Origin of the sequence: Mesorhizobium sp. M0292 (assembly GCF_040321695.1) — a bacterium.
Classification (GTDB): Bacteria; Pseudomonadota; Alphaproteobacteria; order Rhizobiales; family Rhizobiaceae; genus Mesorhizobium.
This window is the reverse complement of the sequence record NZ_JAMYSB010000003.1, coordinates 337,819-359,460: the sequence shown is the minus strand read 5'-3', so window position 1 is coordinate 359,460 and position 21,642 is coordinate 337,819. Positions and strand designations below refer to the sequence as shown.

Below are 21,642 nucleotides of genomic sequence, written 5' to 3'. Positions count from 1 at the left end.
TGTCGCGGAATTCAGTTCGGCCATTATGACCCGATGACGAACGCGCATCAAGCTGCAACGCTCCATCAGCCGATCCCGGCGCTGGCCTATCTCCTGACCGGCTGCATCGCCGTCATCGGCTCGAACTCGCTGGTCCTGGGTCCAATTGCTCCGGCAGTCGCCGCATCCTTCGGCACCAGCGTGCCGGCGGTGATTGCCGCGTCGGCCGCCTTCGGCCTCGGCACTTCGGCCAGCGCGTTGTTCCTCGCCCGCTATATCGACGGCGTCGGCGCCCGCCGCATGCTGCAGGGCGCGCTGCTTCTTCTGGCCGTCGGGCTTCTCGCCAGCGCGCTGGCGCCGACGGTGATCATGCTGGTCGCGGCCCAGGCCGTCGCCGGCATCGCCGCCGGCGTCGCCATGCCGGCCATCTATGCCAGTGCAGCGGCAATTGCGCCGCCCGGCCGCGAAAGCGGCACGATCGGCGTCGTGCTGACCGGCTGGACGGTCTCCATGGTGGCCGGCGTGTCGCTGTCGGCCGTGCTTGCCGATCTCGTGCACTGGCGCGCCGTCTTCGCCGCCGTCGCGGTGCTTTCCGCCATTGCGCTTGCTGCCTTGTCGATGACCTCGCTCAGCGACGTCAGGAAGAGCGGCCCGGCGCCGTCGCCGTTCGTTGCGCTGGCCATTCCGGGCATCGTGCCGCTGCTCATCGCCTGCACCGCCTTCATGACCGCTTTTTACGGCGTCTACGGCTATCTCGGCGATCATCTGCACCAGGATCTGGGCGAGCCCGTCAGCGCCAATGCGCTGGCCGCACTCGCCTACGGCGCCGGCTTCGGCGCCGCGGCCTTCCTCGACGGCGTCATCGACCGCATCGGCGCACGGCGCGTCATGCCTTTCGCCTATCTGCTGGTCGCCGTCGTCTATGTCGCGATCGCGCTCGCAAGCAGCAATTTCGTGCTGATCCTGGCTATGATCGCCATCTGGGGCCTTGCCAATCATTTCGGCCTGAACGTGCTGGTGATGCGCCTTACCGCGCTCGATCCGTCGCGCCGTGGCACCATCATGGGCCTGAACAGCTCGGTCACCTACCTCGCCGTCTTCATCGGCACCACCAGCTTCGGGCCGCTTTATTCATCGTTCGGCTTTGCCATCTGCGCCATCGTCGCCGCCGTGCTGATGCTGGTTGCGGCAGCAGCGGGGTCATGGCGATCGCCGCTGCCCATCAAGCCGTAAAGCTTGCGTTCTCATCCCGTCCTTCGCTAGAGCTTGGCTTGCCATGCGAGCCCCGCCCGGATGAAGACGACGCTTGAAACCACTGCCGACCCCTCGTCAGACGACCTCGCCTTCCTGGCCGAGCGGCTGACGGCGTTCAATGACGGCGATGTCGGCCCCTCCGGCCGCAAGCCGATCGCCGTCTTCGTTCGTGATGAGCACGGCGCTGTCGTCGCCGGCATTTCGGGATACACCGCCTGGGGCTGGCTCTATGTGCAGTGGCTGTGGGTCGACGAACGCCTGCGCGGCCGGCATATGGCCGGCGACATGCTGGGCGCTGCCGAGGAGGAAGCGGTCAAGCGCGGCTGCCAAAACGCCTGGATTGATACGTTCAATCCGACAGCGGCCAAAGTCTATGAGCGGCAAGGCTACCGGCGCTTCGGCGAACTGCCTGACTTTCCCGTCGGCCGCAGCCGCATCTTCCTGCAGAAGAAGCTCTAACCTGCCAGCCGCCCGCCTTGCATCGGCCGCGGCACGCCGGTGGTGCTGGGAAAGCTGATCGGCAGGCCGCGCAGCACGCGCACGGCAAGGAAGGCAAAGCATTCGGCCTCCACCGCATCGCCTTTCCAGCCCAGTGTCTCGGCCTGCACAACCTCGACGTTGGCGCGCCTCGCCAGCATCGCCATCATCGTCGGGTTGCGGCGGCCGCCGCCACTGACCGCCAGCCGCTTCGGCCGGCGCGGCAACAAATCGAGCGCCTTGCCGACGGCCGAGACGGTGAAGGCCGTCAGCGTCGCCGCCCCATCCTCTGCGCCGAGGCCGTCGGCCATGGCGGCGCCGAAGTCGAAACGGTCGAGCGATTTCGGATAGGGCTTGGTCAGATACGGATGCTGGAGCAATTTGGCCAGCCGCACTTCATCGACGGTGCCGGCCGCGCCCAGTGCGCCGTCGCGGTCCATCTCGCCGAGGCCGTTTGCCTTGATGAAATCGTTGAGCGGCGCGTTGGCCGGGCCAGTGTCGAAGGCGACGATGTTGTCCTTGCCGTCCCACCAAGTGACGTTGCCGACACCGCCGAGATTGAGCACAGCGGTGTCCCCGCTGGCGTCGGCTTCCCTCAAAAGCGCCGCGTGGTAGGCAGCCGCCAGTGGTGCGCCCTGGCCGCCAGCGCGCACATCGTCCGAGCGGAAATCATAGGCGACCTTGGCGCCCAAAATGGAATGCATCAGCGCGCCATCGCCCAACTGGCGCGTATCGCCGCGCCGCCCGGGTTGCGGGGCACGATGCAGCACGGTTTGGCCGTGAAAACCGACCACGCCGATATCGCCCATGGTCAGGCCGTAGCTTTCGACAAGGTCCTTCACCGCCGCCGACTGCGCCCGCGTCAGCGCCTCCTCGGCTTCGGCAAAGATCGCCGGCTCCGGCCCGTCGAAATTCCACACCCGGGCCTGACGCAGCGTCTCCTCCAGCAAGGCACGGATCGCTGCGGGGTAGGGGGCCAGCGTATAGGTGCCGAAATCGGCGATCCGCTCGCCATCGGTCTTGATCAGCGCCACGTCGATATTGCCGTCAAGCACGGTGCCGGTCATCAGGCCGACGGCCCAGATTGGTTCCACGGTCGACTCCCTTGCGACACCGTTTGCGATTCCAACGCAATCACCTGTCGGACGGATTGTCTCGCCAGGCAAGACCCTGGCCGCGGTCGATTGCTCCGAACCTGCCGGCAGGGTTTTTCACCGAACAGCGAAAATCGAGCAACGTCGTTCTTGCGTCTCGCCGCTCAAGACGCCAGCTATGAGACGAACACGTCATCGCCAAGGAGAAACGACATGGCATCCGAAGTCGCAGTGATCGCCGGCGCGGGTGCGGGCCTGAGCGCCTCTTTGGCACGCCTTCTCACCACGGAAGGCTATCGTGTGGTGCTGGCCGCCCGCAACACGGCCAAACTCGCGGCGCTGGTCGGGGAAACCGGCGCGCTGGCCGTCGAAACCGACGTCGCCGATCCGGCCTCCGTCGCCGGCCTGTTTGACGCCGCCGACAAGCAAGGCCCGCTGGCCCTTGCCGTCTTCAATGCCAGCGGCCGCACGCGCGGCCCGATCGCCGAGGTCGATCCCGATGCGGTCAAACAAGCCTTGCTTGTCGGCGCCTATGGCGGCTTCCTGGTCGGCCAGCAAGCGGCGCGGCGGCTGCTTGCGCGCGGCTCCGGTTCGATTCTTTTCACCGGCGCCTCCGCCAGCATCAAGGGCTTTCCCAACTCCGCCGGCTTTGCCATGCCGAAATTCGGCCTGCGCGGTCTGGCTCAGTCGATGGCGCGCGAACTCTTCCCGAAGAACATCCATGTCGCCCATTTCATTATCGACGGCCAGATCGAGCCGGTCGGGACGAAGCCCGAGCGACCGGACAGCCAGCTGTCGCCCGATGCGATCGCGCAGACCTATCTCGCGACCCATCGCCAGCATCGCAGCGCCTGGAGCTTCGAGGTCGAGCTGCGGCCCTTTGTCGAGACATTCTGACCGGTCCGGCGTGACCGTTCTCGCAATTGCGAAATCTTTGAGAGAATATTCCCGGCTTCGTGTTTGAGAAGAAATGCGGTTCTTTGATCCGGCAAGCAGCATTGCCGATGATGTCGTCAAGGCTTGGTATTCCACCTCGCCGCAATGACTTCAGGATTACGAGGGATCGACAATGTCCGAACGCGGAAACGCTTCCAGCTCTCTTCTTTTTTCAGCCATCAGCCGGCGAGCTGCCCTTGCGGCACTTTTTGCCTCGGCCGTCACGCTTGCCGGTCTGGCTCAGCCGACGCCGTCCTTCGCCGAGGACAAGAAGTCTATCAAGGTCGGCATCATCAGCGGCGAGGATGAGGATGTCTGGCGCGTCGTCGTCGCCCAGGCCGCCGAAAAAGGCCTGACCGTCGAGACCGTGGTGTTCAACGACTACACCCAGCCCAACGAGGCGCTCGAGCGCGGCGAGATCGACGCCAACGCCTTCCAGCACCAGCCCTATCTCGACAACCAGATCAAGACCCAAGGGTACCACATCGTGCGCGTCGGCTACACCGGCGTCTGGCCGATCGGCCTCTACTCCAAGAAATACACCAAGGTTGCCGACCTGCCCGAAGGCGCCGTCATCGGCTTGCCCAACGACCCCTCGAATGAGGGCCGCGCGTTGCGCGTTCTGCAGAACGAAGGCGTGATCAAGCTGAAGGACGGCACCGGCATCCTGGCGACCACCGCCGACATTGCCGAGAACCCGAAGAAGGTCGTCATCAAGGAACTGGATGCCGGCATTGTCGGGCGCTCGGTCGAGGATCTCGACGCGGCTGTCGTCAACACCGACTGGGCGCTGAAGAGCGGTCTCGGCCCGGACAACCGCATCGCCCAGGAGCCAGTGGCCGACAACCCCTACCGCAACTTCATCGCCGTGAAATCCGGCAACGAGAACGAGGCGTGGGTGAAGACGCTGGTCGCGTCCTACCAGAACGAGGCGGTCAAGGCCGAGTTCGACAAGGTCTACAAGGGCACCGGGATCAGCGCCTATTGATTGGCGCCTGGTTGTCAGGAGCAGGCGGCCCGCTGTTGAGCGGGCCGCTGTCGCATTTTGTCGAGCGTTGAAACGGACAGTGAGATGAACCAGCACGTCACGGCCGAGGCATCCGGTCCGGTCAATATATCGGCCGGGCAAGAAGATGTCGTACGCCTGGTCGACCTCAAGCGCCGCTTTGGCGCGACGCCTGCGCTCGACGGCGTCTCGCTGACGGTGCGCAAGGGCGAGATCCTCGGCATCATCGGCCGCAGCGGCGCCGGCAAGTCGACGCTGATCCGCTGCCTCAACGGGCTGGAGCGGCCGGACTCCGGCGACGTCTTCATCGAGGGCCGCGAGATCGGCCGGCTCGGCGAGCGTGAATTGCAGCCGCTGCGGCGTCGCATCGGCATGATCTTCCAGCACTTCAATCTGCTGTCGGCCAAGACCGTGGAGGACAATGTCGCGCTGCCGCTGAAGATCGAGGGCCGCCCAAAGGCCGAACGGCTGGCGCGCGCCGCCGAATTGCTCGACCTCGTCGGCCTGTCGGAGAAGGCGAAGGCCTATCCGTCCTCGCTGTCGGGCGGCCAGAAGCAGCGCGTCGGCATCGCCAGGGCGCTGGCCGCGCGGCCGGCGCTGCTGCTGTCCGACGAGGCGACCTCAGCGCTCGATCCGGAGACGACGCGCTCCATCCTGGCCTTGCTGAAAGACATCAACCGGCAGCTCGGCCTCACCATCCTGCTCATCACCCACGAGATGGAGGTGATCCGCTCGATCGCCGACCGCGTCGCGGTGATCGATGCCGGGCGCATCGTCGAACAAGGCCCGGTGTGGTCGGTCTTTGCCGAGCCGCGTTCCGAAATCACCAGGAGCCTGCTCGGCGGCATCCGCCCGCAACTGCCGGCCGAGATTGCCGGCCGGCTTGCTCCCGGAGGCGGCGCCGAGCTCATCCTCAGGGTCGACGTCGCAGGTGAGGCCGCGCGCGGTCCGCTGCTGTCCGATCTTGCGGTGGCCGTGCCGGGACGGTTCCGCCTCGTCCATGGTGGCATCGACCATGTCCAGCAGCAGCCGGTCGGCACGCTGTTCCTTGCGGTCGCGGGCAACGATCCGAAACATCTGTCCAAAGTAATCGCATTCCTGAAGGCCCGCGACGCACGGGTGGAGGTGCTTGGCCATGTCGCCGGTTCTGTTTGAACTTCTGCTGCGCTCGATCTGGGAGACGGTCCTGATGACGGCGGCATCGGGCCTCATCTCGCTCGTCTTCGGGCTGCCGCTCGGCCTGGCATTGATTGCCACCGAGCGCGGCGGCATTGCCGAAAGCCTGTGGGTGAACCGCGCGCTCGGCGCCGTCATCAACGGCTTCCGCTCGGTGCCTTTCATCATCCTTCTGGTGGCGCTGATCCCGGTGACGCGGCTGATCGTCGGCACCTCGATCGGCACCTGGGCGGCGATCGTGCCGTTGTCGATTGCGGCGACGCCCTACTATGCCCGCATCGCCGAAGTGTCGCTGCGCGAGGTCGATCGCGGCCTGATCGAGGCGGCGCGCGCCATGGGCGGCAACCGCTGGACGATCATCCGTGAGGTGCTGGTGCCCGAAGCTTTGCCCGGCATCGTTGCTGGTTTCACGGTGACGCTGGTGACCCTGATCGGCGCCTCGGCCATGGCCGGCGCCATCGGTGCCGGCGGGCTTGGCGACCTCGCCATCCGCTACGGCTACCAGCGTTTTGAGACCAGCGTCATGGTCGCCGTGGTCATTGTGCTGATCATCCTCGTTTGCGGCATCCAGTGGGTCGGTGACCGGCTGGTCGCCAGGCTGGACCGGCGCGGATGAGCGCCACGAACGTTATTTGCCGGCAGGCTGCCAAACGCAGCGCCGGCTTTCTCTATCGGCGCCGAGATTGGATTGCGCGTTGCTTTGATCGGACCGGCCTGCGTGCCACCGTGACAGCGGAACAAGGAGCTTGACCATGCCCAGGATCGTACCCGTGCTTGATCTCGGCCGTCTCGAACAGGGCGCTTCCGAGCGGCGAACGTTTCTCTTCGACCTGCGCACGGCCGCGCGCGATGTCGGCTTCTTCTATTTGACCGGCCACGGCATATCGGCTGCGGATACCGCAGAAGTGCTCGACGCCTCGCGCCGGTTCTTTGCCTTGCCGGAAGCCGACAAACTGGCGATCGAAATGGTGAAGTCCTCGCAGTTCCGCGGCTATACGCGCGCCGGCGGCGAGCTGACCAAAGGCAAGGCCGACTGGCGCGAACAGCTCGACATCGGCGTCGAACGCCCGGCCATCGAACAAGGCCCCGGCGTGCCCGCCTGGACGCGGCTGCAAGGGCCCAACCAGTGGCCGGCCACGCTGCCCGAGCTGAAGCCGGCGCTACTCGCATGGCAGGCCAAGGCGACGGCGGTGGCGATCCGGCTGCTCCGGGCCTTCGCTTTGTCGCTCGATCAGGCCGAGGACGCCTTCGATCCCGTCTACCGGGCCGAGCCCAACCATCGCATGAAGATCGTGCGCTACCCCGGCCGCGACGCCACCGGCGACAACCAAGGCGTCGGCGCGCACAAGGATGGCGGTTTCCTGACGCTTCTGTTGCAGGACGAGAGCAAGGGGCTGCAGGTCGAATATGACGGTGCCTGGGTCGACGTCGATCCGCTGCCCGACACGCTGGTGATCAACATCGGCGAACTGCTCGAGCTGGCCTCCAACGGGTATCTGAGAGCAACGGTCCACCGCGTGGTAACGCCACCGGCCGGTGTCGAGCGGATTTCGGTGCCCTTCTTCTTCAGCGCCCGGCTCGACGCCACGATCCCGCTGCTCAACCTGCCCGAGGAACTGGCGGCCGAGGCGCGGGGTCCGGCCAGCGATCCCGACAATCCGCTGTTTCGCAATGTCGGTACCAATGTGCTGAAGAGCCGCCTGCGCTCGCATCCCGACGTGGCGCGCCGGCACTACGCCGATCTCCTGGAAACCGGCGCTCAGCCGGCTGAAATCTTGGAAGACAAGAACGAAATTTCCGCATCCCGCATTGTTTTAGAAAGCCGTTCGTCGCCAACCGCAGCGAATGCGCGCATATAGGAATTATCGTTCGGCGGTTTCCTCCCATTCCACCGAACGGTGTTCCCCTCTGAAGGTTCTTGACCTTCTTTTGGCCGGGCTGCTTTCGCGCCCGGCCTTTTTTATGTCAATAGCTCTTCTTTCTTCCCCACAAGGGGAGAAGGAAGAGGCGCCAGGGGACTTCACCCAAACTTCGGATCAAGGCTGCCCGACTTGTAGCGCTTGGCCATCTCAGCTACCGGCAGCGGCTTGATCTTCTGGGCATTGCCGGCGGTGCCGAACTGCTCGAAGCGCTCCTTGCACAGTTTGCGCATCGCGGCCATGGCCGGCGTCAGGTATTTGCGCGGATCGAACTCGCTCGGGTTTTCGGTCAGCACCTTGCGGATGGCGCCGGTCAGCGCCATGCGGTTGTCGGTGTCGATGTTGATCTTGCGCACGCCGTGCTTGATGCCGCGCTGGATCTCTTCCACCGGCACGCCCCAGGTCGGCTTCATCTGGCCGCCATATCTATTGATGATTTCCTGCAGGTCCTCGGGCACCGAGGACGAGCCGTGCATGACCAGATGCATGTTGGGCAGGCGGCGGTGGATTTCCTCGATGACGTTCATCGCCAGCACCGCGCCGTCCGGCTTGCGTGAGAATTTGTAGGCGCCGTGGCTGGTGCCCATGGCGACAGCCAGCGCATCGACATGGGTGTCCTTGACGAACTCGACCGCCTGTTCCGGATCGGTCAAGAGCTGGTCGTGGCTGATGGCGCCTTCGACGCCGTGGCCGTCTTCCTGCTCGCCGCCGCCGCTCTCAAGCGAACCGAGCACACCGATCTCGCCTTCCACCGACACGCCGCCCCAATGCGCCATGTCGACGACGCGCCGGGTGATGCCGGAATTGTAGGCATAGTCGGCCGGCGTCTTGCCGTCCTCTTTCAGCGAGCCGTCCATCATCACCGAGGTGAAGCCGTACTGGATGGCGGTGACGCAGGTGGCTTCGTTGTTGCCATGGTCGAGATGCATGCAGACCGGGATGTCGGGGTGGATTTCGACCAGCGCGTCGATCAGCTTGGCCAGCACCACGTCATTGGCGTAGGCGCGGGCGCCGCGGCTGGCCTGCAGGATGACCGGCGACTTGGTCTCCTCGGCCGCCTCCATGATGGCGAGGCCCTGTTCCATATTGTTCATGTTGAAGGCGGGTACGCCGTAGCCGTATTCGGCGGCGTGGTCGAGCAATTGTCTCAGTGTTATGCGAGCCACCCAATAGTCTCCCGTATCTGGTTTCAAGCGCAACGTCGCGGGCCGGCCGGTTGCCGGCCTAGATGCTTCTGGCCGGATTTCGCCAGAACCGCAACCGTCAGCGGCCATCGAGGCCGCAATTCTTGTTGCATGGCCGAAATTCGGTAGCCAGCCGGTGAGGCGCTAATCTCCCCCCATGAGGGGAGATGGCCGGCAGGCCAGAGGGGGTCGGTTCGACTGGGTGCGACCTCCTTGCGGCAGATGAAAGTCAACGCTTCAGGACGCACCGACCCCCTCTGTCGCCTTTGGCGACATCTCCCCTTCAAGGGGGGAGATTATCCGCGTTCGGGGAACATCGCCTTCAACCCTTCGCGCGAAGCCTTGGCCACACCGCGCTCGGTGATCAGCCCCGTCACGAGCCGTGCCGGCGTCACATCGAACGCCGGATTGGCCGCCGGCGTCGCTTCGGGCGAAACCCGCACCTGCGCAATCTTGCCGTCCGCCGTCTTGCCCCAGACCAGCGACACCTCGTCACCGGAGCGTTCCTCGATCGGGATTTCGGTCAGGCCATCACCCACCGTCCAGTCGATGGTCGGCGAGGGCAGAGCGACGTAGAAGGGCACCTCATTATCGGAGGCGGCGAGCGCCTTGAGATAGGTGCCGATCTTGTTGCAGACGTCGCCATTGGCCGTGGTGCGGTCGGTGCCCACGATCACCATGTCGACCGCGCCACGCTGCATCAGATGGCCGCCGGCATTGTCGACGATCAGCGTGTGCGGCACGCCGTGGCCGGCCATCTCCCAGGCGGTCAGCTGGGCGCCCTGGTTGCGCGGGCGCGTCTCGTCGACATAGACATGGACCGGAATGCCGGCCTCGACGGCGAGATAGATCGGCGACGTGGCGGTGCCGTAATCGACCGTCGCCAGCCAACCGGCGTTGCAGTGGGTGAGGATGTTGACCGGCTCGCCCGGCTTCTTGCGTGCCGCGATCTCCTTGATGATGGCAAGCCCGTTCTCGCCGATGGCGCGATTGAGATCGACATCCTCGTCGGCGATTTCGGCAGCGCGCTTATAGGCCGCCTCCGCGCGCTGTCCCAATACGATCGGCCTGAGGAACCGCCGCATCTCGTCCAGCGCCCAGCGTAGATTGATCGCAGTCGGCCGCGTCTTGTGCAGCGTCTCCCAGACCGCGTCGAGCGCTTCGTCAGACGGATCGTCCGCCATCTGGATGGCGACGCCGTAGGCCGCGGTGACGCCAATCAGCGGCGCGCCACGAACCCACATGTCACGGATCGCGGTGGCGATGCCGGCAACGCTCCCGATCGTCTCGACCCGGAACTCGTGCGGCAGCCAGCGCTGGTCGATGATCTCGACCGAACGCTGGTCGTCGCTCAGCCAGATGGTGCGGTAGTGGCGCTCGCCGACGTTCAAATCCTGCTCTCCCGTTCGATCAAAGCGGCCAGATTATTGACCTCGTCCATGCCGTGAATCTGGCGCCGGTTGACGGCGATGTGACGGCCGAATTTCAGCGCCTTGGCCTCGCAGGAGGCTCGCAGATCCTCGTCCTCGATGGTCTCGAAATCGGCATTGTGGGCGAGGCCGAGGATGCGCCGGTGCACCTCGATGCCGGCAAAGCCCAAGAGGTCGGTCCAGATCTGGTGCAGCACATGGTCGAGCGCCTGCTCCGAGGCGAGAATGTCGCCCTGATCCTCGAACAGGCTCTTCTGGTAAAGCATGCCGGTGCGCTCGGTGCGCCATAGATGCGAGAACTCGGCGCGGAACACCGTCCAGGTGTCGTTGGTCACCCCGAGCAGATAGGCACGCATGGCGTCACGCTTGCCCTTCTGTTCATGGCCGCGCTGCGAGAAGTAGGACATCCAGAAATTGGCGAGCAGCATGCCTACATCGAAGGCCATCGGACCGTAGAAGGCGAACTCCGGATCGATCATCCGCGTCTCGGTGTCGGTGACCATGATCGAGCCCGAATGCAGGTCGCCATGCAGCAGCGTCTCGGCGTTGGCGGCGAAGATATGCTTCAGCCGCTGCGCTTCGACCTTGAGGTCGCGGTCGGCGCGCAGTTCGGCAACCAGGCCGTCGAGCTGCGGCGAGGTGTGCCGGTTCAGCTTGGCGTCGAAATAGGGATCGGAAAACACCAGGTCTTCCGTGATGCCGCAGAGCTCGACATTGTCGGCGAACAGCGCCAGGTCGGCCTTGCGGTCCTTGGTCGGCATGGAGAGATCGGAGCCGCGGAACAAAGTGCGGGCCATGAACAGGCCGATGTCGCGGGCGATATTTGGCAACTCGCGGCCGCCGATCAGGGCACGGCGCAGGATGATGTGCGGCGGCGCCAGATATTCCATGATGATCAGCGCCTGGGCTTCGTCGAAATGGAGGATCGCCGGCACCGAACCCGGCGCGCGCGCCTCTTGCCGCGTCAGCGCGTGATACTCGAAGAAGGAGCGTTTGAGCGGCAACGGCCAGCTGTCGCCGACGAGGCGAACATAGGGCAGGGCCTGCTTGACCACGGCCGCACCCGACACGCCCTCGACGATGAAGACGAGGTTGAGATTGCCGTCGCCGACCTCGCGCACCTTCCAGGCACCGGTATCGGGGCCGATTTTTGCGCACAGCGCTTCGTTCGTGCCGAGGCGCGTTGCAAGCGTCTCCACCGACAGTGCTTCGAACGGCAATTTCGCAGTCATTCCTCACCCTCCCGCTTGCTCGCTCAATCATAGTGGAGCGATGGCGGTGAGGCCAAGCTAGGAAGCTGACTGGCAATTGTCAATCGAGTTGACAATTGATGACGTAGCCCATAGCGTCATGGTCAGGGAGGAAACGAATGGGCAATGATGCCGTGTTCCGCGTGGACGGGCTGAGGAAGTCCTTCGGCCATATCGAGGTGCTTGGCGGCGTCTCGCTCGAACTGCATGCCGGTGAGATCACCGTGCTGATGGGCGCCAATGGCGCCGGTAAGTCCACCCTCGTGAAAATTATCAGCGGCGTCTACGACCATGCCGGCGGCACCATGCACCTGGCCGGTCATGATTTCGCGCCGAACACGCCGGCCGAGGCGATCCGCGCAGGCGTCGTCACCGTGCATCAAAACATCAATGACGGCGTCGTCGCCGATCTCGATGTCGCCACCAATCTGACGCTGGATAGGTTGAGCGGCAAGGGCGCGCCGCTGCTGTTCAACCCCGGCCGGGTGCGCCGCGAAGCCAAAGCGGTGGCCGACCGCATGGGGCTCGCCATCGACCTCAAGGCCCGCATCAGCGATCTGTCGCTGGCCGATCGCCAGATGGTGGCCATCGCGCGCGCCATGGCGCACCAGCCGAAAGTGCTGATCCTCGACGAGCCGACCTCCTCACTGTCCAGCGCCGAGGCGGACCGGCTGTTCGCCCTGCTCGACCGGCTGCGCGAGCAAGGCGTCGCCATCCTCTACATCTCGCACCGCATGTCGGATATCAGGCGGCTTGCCGACCGCATCGTCTCGATGCGCGATGGCGTCATCTCAGGCGTCTTCGACAGCGAGCCTCTCGACTATGAGGGCGCCGTTAACGCCATGCTCGGCCGCAAGATCCATCTTGACCGCATCGAAGCCAGGAGTTCTGCCAAGCCGATCCTGACCGTCGATGCCTTGCGCATCGCCCCTGGTGCCCGGCCATTCTCGCTGACGCTCGGCGACGGCGAGGTCGTTGCCATCACCGGCCTCGTTGGCGTCGGCAAGACCGCGCTCGCCGAGACGCTGTTCGGCTTGCGCAAGCCGCTGTCCGGTACGATGACTTTATGTGGCGAGCCCTATGCGCCCGCGTCGACCGGCGAAGCCATCGCCGCCGGCGTGTTTCTGGTCGCCAAGGACCGTGGCGAAAACGGCATCGTCGGCGGCTTCAACATCCAGGAAAACATCAGCCTGCCCTTCCACAAGCGCATGTCGCGCTTTTCAGTTCTCAAACGCGGCCTTGAACGCACTATTGCCCGCCGGCAGATCGAGGATCTCGGCATCGTCTGCCGCTCGGAGAAGGACGACATGACCACTCTGTCGGGCGGCAACCAGCAGAAGGTGATGGTGGCCCGCTGGATGGCGCAGGACGCCCGATTGTTCATTCTCGACGAACCGTTCCAGGGCGTCGATATCTCCGCCAGGCGCGACATCGCCGCCAAGCTGAGGGCCAGCGCCAATGGCCGCGCCACGCTGCTGTTCGTCACCGAACTCGACGAGGCACTGGAGACGGCCGATCGCATATTGGTGATGTCCGAGCAGACCATCGTCGGCGAACACCGCAACGCCGATGTCGATCTCGACCGTCTGCTGGCCGAAGTCGCGGGCGGGCCGTTGCACAGTGCGGCCTGAGCCACGATGATTGAAGAACTGAGGGTTGGAATGGAGTGCACGGGTTTGAGTTGGGTATTGACGGCGGGCGCTGAATGATGCTGCGCGATTACGCTATCCGCTACGGGTTCATCGTGCTTCTGTTCGGGCTGATCGCGTATTTCGCCATCGCCGCCGACGGGTTCGTCTCGCCGCAAAGTGCCGTCTTCATTTTCCAGTCGGTCGCCATCACCGGCGTGCTGGCGCTGGGCGTCACCGCCACACTGGTTGTCGGCGGCTTCGATCTCTCGATCGGCTCGGTTGCCACATCGGCCATGATGGCGGCTGCCTATGTCATGGTGGTGCTGGAGCAGAACGTTGTCGTCGCTGTCCTCATCTGCCTGCTCATCGGCGCCCTTGTCGGCCTCATCAATGGCTGGCTGATCGTCTATATGCGCGTGCCCGATCTGCTGGCGACGCTCGGCATGATGTTCCTGCTCGTCGGCCTGCAGCGCATCCCGACTGAAGGACGCTCCATCGCCACCGGTATGACAATGCCGGACGGCTCGGTCGCCAACGGCAAATTCTCCGACGCCTTCCTGGCGCTCGGCCGCCACCGCTTCGACTTCTTCATCCCGAACCTCATTCCGGTCTCGGTGGTCGTGCTGATCGTGCTCGCCGTGCTGATCTGGTTCTTCCTCGAATACACACGCTTCGGCCGCATGATGTATGCCGTGGGCAGCAATGAACGGGCCGCCGAACTCGCCGGCGCGCCTGTCAAGGCATACAAAATCTGGGCCTACGTCATTTCAGGAGTTTTTGCCTCGATCGGCGGGATTTTGCTGGCCGCACGGCTTGGACGCGGTGACATCGCGTCGGGTAATAATCTGCTGCTCGATGCGGTTGCCGCGGCGCTGATCGGCTACGCGGTGCTCGGCGCCGCCAAGCCGAACGCCTTCGGCACCGCCATCGGCGCGCTGTTCGTCGGCATCCTGCTGCAAGGCCTGACGATGATGAACGCGCCTTACTACACGCAGGATTTCGTCAAGGGCGTGGTTCTCGTCGTCGCCCTTGTCTTTACCTTCGCCCTTTCCGGCCGGGGCAGGAGATAGAATGGCTGCCGGGACAGTTTTGGGTTCAACAAACGGAGGAAAGAACGTGAACATCACAAGACGACTTTTGGGGAAGGTCGCGCTCGGATTGGCCGGCGCAACAATGCTGATGCAGGTCCCGGCCTTTGCCGCCGACAAGCCGGCGCCGTTCGACAAGCCCGGCGTCAAGATCGCGCTGGTGCGCTATCTCTCGACCGGCGATTTCTTCCAGGCCTATCTCTCGGGCGTCGAGTCCCAGTCCAAGGCGCTCGGCATCGATCTGCGCGTGCTCGACAGCCGCCAGGACGCCGCCCTTCAATCCGACATGGTCGACCAGGCCATCGCACTCGGCGTGCAGGGCATCATCATCCAGCACGGCCTGACGGAATCGATGAAGGACGCCGCCCAGCGCGCGGTCGATGCCGGCATCAAGGTCGTCGCCTTCGACGTCAATGTCGAAAACCCCAAGATCCCGCAGATCGAACAGTCCGACAAGGACCTTGCGCGCCTGGCGCTCGAGCAGGCGGTCAAAGACAATGGCGAGAGCTGGAACGCCGGCTATGTCTATGTCGCTGGCATCGCGCCGCTCGACCGCCGCAACGAGACCTGGGTCGACGTGAAGAAGAAACATGCCGGCATCAAGGAAGTCGCGATGTTCGGCACGCTCGACAACCCGATCGCCAACTCGGTCGCCAACCAGGCGCGCTCGGTGCTGCAGGCGCATCCCGACATCAATGTGATGTTCGCGCCCTATGACGAGTTCGCCAAGGGTGTGAAGATCGCCGTCGACGAGGCGGGGCTGAACAAGAAGATCAAGATCTACTCCGCCGACATCTCTACCTCGGACATCGCGGCCATGCGCGAGACCGACAGCGCCTGGGCCGCCACCGCCGCCACCAACCCTGCCGTCGTCGGCCAGGTCTCGGTGCGCGCGCTGGCGCAGCTGCTCGCCGGTGAAGATCCCGGCCACAACGTCATCGTGCCGCCGACGCTGATCACCCAGAAGGACCTGATCGACAAGGACATCAAGAACATGGAGGACCTGTCGGCCAAGCTGCCGCAATTCGCCCATGCCGATGTCGCCATGCCGGCCTGGATGCCGAACCCGAACGCGAAGTAGGATCGGACATCTGATAGATGCGAAGGGCGGCATGGGCCGCTCTTTTCATATTGATCGTAAGCCTGCCGGCCTACAACCAATGGTCTGGATCGCGCATCCCGTGGACAATCGCCACAGCGATAACACCATCGGCTGCGGCTCGTAGATGATGATATAGCGGCCTTCGACGAGCACGCGGGCCGTTGCGCTTAACTCGGGCCGTGCGCTGCCCATCTTGGGGTGCTGCGCCGCCAGCTCCAGTCTTTCGAAAATGCGCATCAACAGTCTGTCTGCTGCCTTTTCATTGTCGGCGGCGATGGTGTGCCAGATGTCTCGCAAATCCTGCGAAGCGCGCGGTGTGAGCCTATAGCTAGCCACGGGCGCGGCGTTCTGCCTTCAGGCTGCCGATGAACTCGGTGGGGTCGACAGCCACTGGCTTGCCGCTGCCCATCCCGTCGGCATAGGCCCGCTTCAAGTGCTGGAGTTCGAGCGTGCGCAATTCCTCGCGCTGCTCCCATAAGCGCAGGGCGTCGCGGACAATCTCGCTGTTGGAAGCATAACCGCCACCTTCGATAGCGCTTTGCAGGCGAGCCCCTGCATCATGACCGCCCGACTCGCACCAGCCACCGCGCCGTCCTCGCCATGGAGGCGTGCAGTACCGGAACACCATATTCGATGGCAGGCAGGTCGTGCGGCGCACCCTTGGCGGGGATCGCCAGCATCCGCCCATGCCCGCCCCGCGCCAGGCAAAGCTGCGTCCCATCAGACGGTGTCGCCAGCGCGCCGTCCTTGAAATTGCTCAGCAGCCATTGGCCTTCGCGGGTGACGAAGATGGGAACGGCGTCGTATTTCGCCGGGTCCAGCGCGGCTATGACATTGGTTGCCGAAAGCAGCGACACCTCATGCTCGGCGGAGCGCCCGCCGAACAGCAAGCCGACACGAAGTCTCTTCGCAGCCATCGACAACTCCACCAAGGATCAGGGTCGGAGCTCGCATGCGAAACACAAGGCGCGCCCTAAAGTGGTCGAGCAATAGGCCAAGGATTGGAGTGGATTTTGACCAGTTCGAGCAGTTTTTCAGCACGACCTGCAAAAGCAGTTCTCCGCCTGGAGTCCTTCAGGTGGGAGAGCGGTTCGTCGTTTTGGTGAACGATGAACCGCTCCAGGTCTATGTCTAGCGCAGCGCTGCGGCGATGTTGCCACCGTCGACCGTCGTCACATCGGCGGTGGTGCGTTCGGCCAACGCTTGGTGCAGGAAGGCCTGCGCCACGTCTTCTGCCGTCACCTCCTGTCCGAGCAGATTGCCCGACATGTATTCCTTCTCCGACACGCCGCGCGCGCCGGAACGGCTGGCGATCATGGCGTCGGTCAACAGGCCGGAGCGGATGCGGTCGGCGTTGACCGCATTGGAGCGGATGCCGTGCGCGCCGTAGTCGAGCGCATATTGCCGGGACAGGAATAGCGTCGCCGCCTTCGGCACACCATAGGCGCCGAATTTCGGACCCGGGTTGACCGCCTGCTTGGAGGTGTTGAACAACAACACACCGCCGGTGCCCTGTTCCAGCATGATGCGCACCGCGTTCTGCGCCGCCGACTGGTGGGCGAAGAAGTTGAGCTCGAAACTCTTGCGCAGCAGGGCATCGTCGAGCTCGCCGATGCGGCCTTCCCAGGCGGCACCGGCGTTGGAGACCAGAATGTCGACGCCGCCATAGACAGCGACAGCTTTGTCGAAGGCGGCGCGCAGCTCGGCCGGGTTGGTGATGTCGGCGCCGACGCCGATCGAATTGTTGCCGGCTGCCTTTGCCGCCTCGGCCGCCCTGGCCGCATCGAGATCGACGACGACGGCATGCGCGCCATTGGCGGCGAACAGTTTTGCCGTCGCAGCACCGATCGAGCCGGCGCCGCCAGTGATCAGCACCACCTGGCCGGTCAGCGGCTTCGGCTTGTTGGAGGCGAGCTTGGCCTGCTCAAGCGACCAGTACTCCAGCGGGAAGAGGTCGGCCTTCGATAGAGGATGGAAGCTGCCGACGGCCTCGGCGCCGCGCACCGCCTCGATCCACATCTCGCCGACATCAGATGCGATCTTCGCATCCTTCAGCGTGCGGCCATGGCCGAACATGCCGAGGCCCGGCACCAGCGTCAGCCGCGGCATCGGGTCGAGCATGGTGCGCTCGACGTCGTCCAGCGCGTCGTTGGTTTCGAAATACGCGCGATAGTCGCTGGCGAAGGCCTCGACATGGCTCTTGATGACGGCCTTGTAGTCGCCGGCCTTGTCGGCGTCTGGCGCCGGAACTGCCATCGGCCCGGTCTTGATGCGGATCGACAGGTCCGGCGTCGACACACCGCGTGCGGCATAGTCGGCGATGCCGGCCGAATTGATGAAATCGACAATGGCATCCGAGGTGCGGAAGTCGCTGATCATGCGATCGAAGCGGCCTTCGCCACGCGATACCGCCACCGCGCCGCGCAGCATGGGCGCGATTGCCGCGGGCGTCGCCAGCTTTGCCGGCAGCGTGACCTTGGCCGGCTGCGGCTTGCCGTGCTTGGCGACATAGTCCTCGGCCACGTTCACATAGTGGATCATCCGGTCGTAAGCCTGCCTGGCATCGTCGCCGAAGGTGAAGATGCCATGCTTGTCGAGGATCAGGCCTTCGACGCTGGGGTCGGCGTCGTAGACATCGGCGGCCACCTTGGCGAGGTCGAAGCCGGGCTTGATATAGGGCACGTATCCCATCTTGTCGCCGAACACGGTCTTGATCAGCGGCTTGCTGTCCGCCTGGTCGACGATGGCGAGGATCGCGGTCGAATGCGTGTGGTCGACGAATTTATGCGGCAGGAAGGCGTGCAGCAGCGTCTCGACCGATGGATTGGGGGAGGCGGGGTCGATGAGGTTCGCCCGCTGCAGCGCCACCATGTCCTCGTCGGCGAGGCTGGCCAGCGCACGCGCCTTCAGCAGCGCGCCGAGCTTGACCGCCGGCAGGCCTTGCGGCTCGATCACACCCATGTCCCAGCCGCTGCCCTTGACGCACAGCACATCCCATTCGTCGCCGACGAGATCGGTGGCCTTGGTCTTGCAGGAGGTGTTGCCGCCGCCATGCAGCACCAGCCGCGGCTCGCCGCCGAGCAGCCGGGTCGTGTAGACGCGCAGCGCGAGGTCGCGGGCAACGCCCTTTTTCGCATAGTCGGCAACAAGTCTTTCCGCGTCGTCGTCATTCCAAAGGTTCTTCATGTCGCTATGTCCGCTTTGCTGTCTTGATGTTGCTGTGAACAGGAGTGCCGCGACGCCTTGATGACAATGCGCCGCTGCAAGGATTTCGTTTGTCAGGAAGCCTTTTTTGCCCCCGCGCTGGCTCCGGCATGGTCGAGCAGCCGCCGCGCCATGCCGGCGCCGACGACCAGATGCGTGCAGAGTCCGCCGGCGAGTGCTGCGAGCAGCGGTTCGAACTTGCTGTCTTCCTGCACCACCATCAGCCGCTTTTCGATCTGGCGCAGTGACGACAGCGAAGCCGAGATGACGCGGCGGTTGTAGCTGCAGTCGAGCGCCTTGCCGGCGGCATCGATGATCTGGCCGGCAACGACGCCGGCGGCGCCCGCTTCGCGCAACAGCCCCATCTCGCCGGGGCTGAGCGCGCCGCATTTGACGACATGGCTGTCGCCATCGACGGTGCCGACCGAATAGAGCGCCAGATCGCAGTTGGCAATATCGGCCAGTTGTTCGCGGATCACCGGTTCGGCGCGCAGCCCATGCGCCAGCAATTCCGTCGTCAGCACCAGCGGCGCGTAGAAATTGAGGCCCTTGGCGTTGAGCCGCCGGGCGATCTCCATCGTGCACTGGTCGGGACGGTAGGAGTAGGGCGCGCCGAGATTGCCGCAGAGCTGCACAACGGTGACGTCCTGCAGGTCGGCATAGGACATGACGTCGGCGATGGTGTAGACGGTGCGGCCCCAGGCGACGCCGATCCGGTCGCCCTTCTTGACCAGTTCGAGAAAGACGCCCGCCGCCAGCACCGCAACGTCCGTCGAAGGGTCGACGACATAGGCATTCTCCGGCGCGATCCACACCGCATCAAGCTTGAGCGCGTCCTCGAGCTGGCGCGCAAGCACGTCGTCGGTGAACAGCTGCGTCGAGGTCGAGATGTTGACGATGCCGGTCTCGCGCGCCTTGCGCAGATACATGGCGACCGAGGCGCGGGAGATGTTAAGCTGGCTGGCGACCTGGTCCTGGCGCAGGCCATGGGCATAATAGAGCCATGCGGCCTTGTGGATAAGCTGTTCTGCCGGTCGGATCGCCATGCCGTCTCCTCGGCTGACATTATTCACGCCTCTCGACAAAAGTCAAACTGGCGTGGGTACACGATACCTCTTTGCCCATCGAATCTGGACGATCATTGCGCCAAATGTGCCCGGTCGGGAATCGCCGATGGTGACGTGGCGGGAACCTGTGGTTAGAAGTTCTCAACAATGAAAATTCGGGGAGCACGGGATGGGCAGTCACTACGAGCAGGATCTCGGCAAGAACGCCGCCAACCATCAGCCGCTGACGCCGCTCACCTATCTGGAGCGGGCGGCAAGCACCTATCCCGATCATGTCGCCATCATCCATGGCAGCCAGCGCATCACCTATCGCACCTTCTGGCAGCGCTCGCTGAAGCTCGCCTCGGCGCTGTCGAAGCGCGGCATCGGCAAGGGCGATACCGTCACGGTGATGCTGTCGAACACGCCGCCGATGCTGGAGGCGCATTTCGGCGTGCCGATGACCAAAGCGGTGCTGCATTCGCTCAACACAAGGCTCGATGCCGCCGTCATTGCGTTCCAGTTCGACCATGCCGAGACCAAGGTGCTCGTCGTCGACCGCGAATTTTCCGCTGTCGTCAAACAGGCACTGGCACTGGCCAAGGTGAAGCCGCTGGTCATCGACTATGACGATCCCGACTATGCCAGCGATGCACCCTATCCCAAGGGCGAGCGCATCGGCGCGATCGACTATGAGGGGTTCGTCGCCGGCGGTGACGAGGGCTACGCCTGGTCGATGCCCGACGACGAATGGGACGCCATCTCACTCAACTACACCTCAGGCACGACAGGCAACCCGAAGGGCGTCGTCTACCACCATCGCGGCGCTGCCCTGATGGCTTACACCAACACCATCCATGCCGGCATGGCCAAGCACGCCGTCTATCTCTGGACACTGCCAATGTTCCACTGCAATGGCTGGTGCTTTCCGTGGACGATGGCGGTCCAGGCCGGCACCCATGTCTGCCTGCGCTGGGTGCGGCCGAAGCCGATCTACGATGCCATCGCCGACCACGGCGTGACGCATCTGTGCGGTGCGCCGGTCGTCATGTCGGTGCTGATCAACGCCAGGGACGAGGACAAGCGGACGTTCCCCCAGACGGTGACCTTCAATACGGCGGCAGCACCTCCGCCGGAAGCGGTGCTGTCGGGCATGGCCGATGCCGGCTTTGCCGTCACCCATCTCTACGGGCTGACCGAGACCTATGGCCCGGCGGTCGTCAACGAATGGCACGGCGCCTGGGACGGTCTCGACAAGGGCGAACGCAGCGCCAAAAAGGCCAGGCAGGGTGTGCGCTATGCGGCGCTGGAAGGCCTGACCGTGATGGACCCGGGGACGATGCAGAAGACGCCGGCCGACGGCGAGACGATCGGTGAGGTCATGTTTCGCGGCAACATCGTCATGAAGGGCTATCTGAAGAACAGGAAGGCGACCGAAGAGGCCTTTGCCGGCGGCTGGTTCCACTCCGGCGACCTCGGCGTCATGCATCCCGACGGCTACATCCAGCTCAAGGACCGCTCCAAGGACATCATCATCTCCGGCGGCGAGAATATTTCATCGATCGAGGTCGAGGAGGCCCTCTACAAACACCCGTCCGTGGCGTCCTGCGGCGTCGTCGCCAAGGCAGACGACAAATGGGGCGAGGTGCCGGTCGCCTATGTCGAGTTGAAGCCCGGCAAGGCGGCAAGCGAGACCGAGATCATCGAACACTGCCGCGCGCTGCTCGCCCGCTTCAAGGTGCCGAAGGCGGTGATTTTTGCCGAGATCCCGAAGACATCGACGGGGAAGATCCAGAAGTTTCAGCTGCGGGAAATGGCGAAGGGATCTTAGTTCCAGAGCGCAACGGCACGCGCAAGGTCGAGTTC

Annotated in this window: 19 protein-coding genes and 1 pseudogene; 11 read left to right on the top strand and 9 right to left on the bottom strand. The window is 64.3% G+C overall.

Going from position 1 to position 21,642, the window contains the following annotated elements; genetic code table 11:
• Positions 1 to 33: 33 nt before the first annotated feature.
• A complete protein-coding gene (locus tag NKI96_RS06655) occupies positions 34 to 1,212 on the top strand; it encodes an MFS transporter (RefSeq protein ID WP_352803400.1) in 1,179 nt (392 codons plus the stop codon).
• A 60-nt stretch (positions 1,213 to 1,272) separates the two neighbouring features.
• Positions 1,273 to 1,692, top strand: a complete 420-nt coding sequence (locus NKI96_RS06650) for a GNAT family N-acetyltransferase (protein WP_023684459.1) — start codon at positions 1,273 to 1,275, stop codon at positions 1,690 to 1,692.
• Here the strand turns inward: NKI96_RS06650 and NKI96_RS06645 are convergent.
• A complete protein-coding gene (locus NKI96_RS06645) occupies positions 1,689 to 2,804 on the bottom strand; it encodes an anhydro-N-acetylmuramic acid kinase (protein WP_023709949.1) in 1,116 nt (371 codons plus the stop codon). The genes NKI96_RS06650 and NKI96_RS06645 overlap by 4 nt on opposite strands.
• A gap of 213 nt (positions 2,805 to 3,017) precedes the next feature.
• Between NKI96_RS06645 and NKI96_RS06640 the strand changes: the two genes are divergently transcribed.
• The 5 genes from NKI96_RS06640 (at position 3,018) to NKI96_RS06620 (ending at position 7,781) form a co-directional block, all read left to right on the top strand.
• Entirely contained in the window at positions 3,018 to 3,701 is a 684-nt protein-coding gene (locus NKI96_RS06640; RefSeq protein ID WP_023668581.1) for an SDR family NAD(P)-dependent oxidoreductase, read from the top strand.
• Between the two features lie 172 nt (positions 3,702 to 3,873).
• Positions 3,874 to 4,728, top strand: coding sequence for a MetQ/NlpA family lipoprotein (locus NKI96_RS06635; RefSeq protein ID WP_023668580.1), 855 nt, complete (start codon positions 3,874 to 3,876; stop codon positions 4,726 to 4,728).
• Between the two features lie 84 nt (positions 4,729 to 4,812).
• Positions 4,813 to 5,901, top strand: a complete 1,089-nt coding sequence (locus NKI96_RS06630) for a methionine ABC transporter ATP-binding protein (RefSeq protein ID WP_023687042.1) — start codon at positions 4,813 to 4,815, stop codon at positions 5,899 to 5,901.
• Complete coding sequence (locus NKI96_RS06625) at positions 5,882 to 6,538, top strand: methionine ABC transporter permease (protein ID WP_023668578.1); 657 nt, start codon at positions 5,882 to 5,884, stop codon at positions 6,536 to 6,538. The genes NKI96_RS06630 and NKI96_RS06625 overlap by 20 nt, the downstream gene beginning before the upstream one ends.
• 136 nt (positions 6,539 to 6,674) lie before the next feature.
• Positions 6,675 to 7,781: an isopenicillin N synthase family dioxygenase gene (locus NKI96_RS06620; protein ID WP_023687043.1), complete on the top strand. Its 1,107-nt coding sequence runs from the start codon at positions 6,675 to 6,677 to the stop codon at positions 7,779 to 7,781.
• Positions 7,782 to 7,942: 161 nt separating this feature from the next.
• Here the strand turns inward: NKI96_RS06620 and fba are convergent, their stop codons facing one another.
• The 3 genes from fba to mtnK form a co-directional block, all read right to left on the bottom strand.
• Positions 7,943 to 9,007 (bottom strand): class II fructose-bisphosphate aldolase, encoded by a 1,065-nt coding sequence (fba, locus tag NKI96_RS06615; RefSeq protein WP_023687044.1) that lies wholly within the window; start codon positions 9,005 to 9,007, stop codon positions 7,943 to 7,945.
• Positions 9,008 to 9,321: 314 nt separating this feature from the next.
• Positions 9,322 to 10,416, bottom strand: a complete 1,095-nt coding sequence (gene mtnA / locus NKI96_RS06610; RefSeq protein ID WP_023668575.1) for an S-methyl-5-thioribose-1-phosphate isomerase — start codon at positions 10,414 to 10,416, stop codon at positions 9,322 to 9,324.
• On the bottom strand, positions 10,413 to 11,687 hold the full coding sequence (gene mtnK, locus NKI96_RS06605; RefSeq protein WP_352747125.1) for an S-methyl-5-thioribose kinase: 1,275 nt from the start codon (positions 11,685 to 11,687) through the stop codon (positions 10,413 to 10,415). The genes mtnA and mtnK overlap by 4 nt, the downstream gene beginning before the upstream one ends.
• Positions 11,688 to 11,824: 137 nt before the next feature.
• Between mtnK and NKI96_RS06600 the strand changes: the two genes are divergently transcribed.
• From NKI96_RS06600 to NKI96_RS06590, 3 genes are all read left to right on the top strand, one after another.
• Positions 11,825 to 13,336 (top strand): sugar ABC transporter ATP-binding protein, encoded by a 1,512-nt coding sequence (locus tag NKI96_RS06600; protein ID WP_352803397.1) that lies wholly within the window; start codon positions 11,825 to 11,827, stop codon positions 13,334 to 13,336.
• 74 nt (positions 13,337 to 13,410) lie between these two features.
• Positions 13,411 to 14,406, top strand: a complete 996-nt coding sequence (locus NKI96_RS06595; protein ID WP_023687048.1) for an ABC transporter permease — start codon at positions 13,411 to 13,413, stop codon at positions 14,404 to 14,406.
• A gap of 46 nt (positions 14,407 to 14,452) precedes the next feature.
• Positions 14,453 to 15,505, top strand: coding sequence for a substrate-binding domain-containing protein (locus NKI96_RS06590; protein ID WP_023692173.1), 1,053 nt, complete (start codon positions 14,453 to 14,455; stop codon positions 15,503 to 15,505).
• Between the two features lie 45 nt (positions 15,506 to 15,550).
• Here the strand turns inward: NKI96_RS06590 and NKI96_RS06585 are convergent, their stop codons facing one another.
• From NKI96_RS06585 to NKI96_RS06565, 5 genes and pseudogenes are all read right to left on the bottom strand, one after another.
• The gene (locus NKI96_RS06585; protein WP_352803394.1) at positions 15,551 to 15,862 is read right to left on the bottom strand and encodes a type II toxin-antitoxin system RelE/ParE family toxin; all 312 of its coding nucleotides are present in this window, start codon (positions 15,860 to 15,862) and stop codon (positions 15,551 to 15,553) included.
• A complete protein-coding gene (locus tag NKI96_RS06580) occupies positions 15,855 to 16,025 on the bottom strand; it encodes a hypothetical protein (RefSeq protein ID WP_502900252.1) in 171 nt (56 codons plus the stop codon). Before NKI96_RS06580 ends, NKI96_RS06585 begins: the two co-directional genes overlap by 8 nt.
• A gap of 76 nt (positions 16,026 to 16,101) precedes the next feature.
• A pseudogene (locus NKI96_RS06575) lies at positions 16,102 to 16,443 on the bottom strand (D-alanine--D-alanine ligase A); the annotation flags it as partial.
• Positions 16,444 to 16,657: 214 nt separating this feature from the next.
• Entirely contained in the window at positions 16,658 to 18,712 is a 2,055-nt protein-coding gene (locus NKI96_RS06570; protein ID WP_352803391.1) for a bifunctional aldolase/short-chain dehydrogenase, read from the bottom strand.
• 92 nt (positions 18,713 to 18,804) lie between these two features.
• Positions 18,805 to 19,776: a sugar-binding transcriptional regulator gene (locus NKI96_RS06565; protein WP_023692168.1), complete on the bottom strand. Its 972-nt coding sequence runs from the start codon at positions 19,774 to 19,776 to the stop codon at positions 18,805 to 18,807.
• A gap of 190 nt (positions 19,777 to 19,966) precedes the next feature.
• Here NKI96_RS06565 and NKI96_RS06560 point away from each other — a divergent pair, with 190 nt between their 5' ends.
• Positions 19,967 to 21,607, top strand: a complete 1,641-nt coding sequence (locus tag NKI96_RS06560; RefSeq protein ID WP_023820978.1) for an acyl-CoA synthetase — start codon at positions 19,967 to 19,969, stop codon at positions 21,605 to 21,607.
• The last annotated feature ends 35 nt before the right edge of the window (positions 21,608 to 21,642 follow it).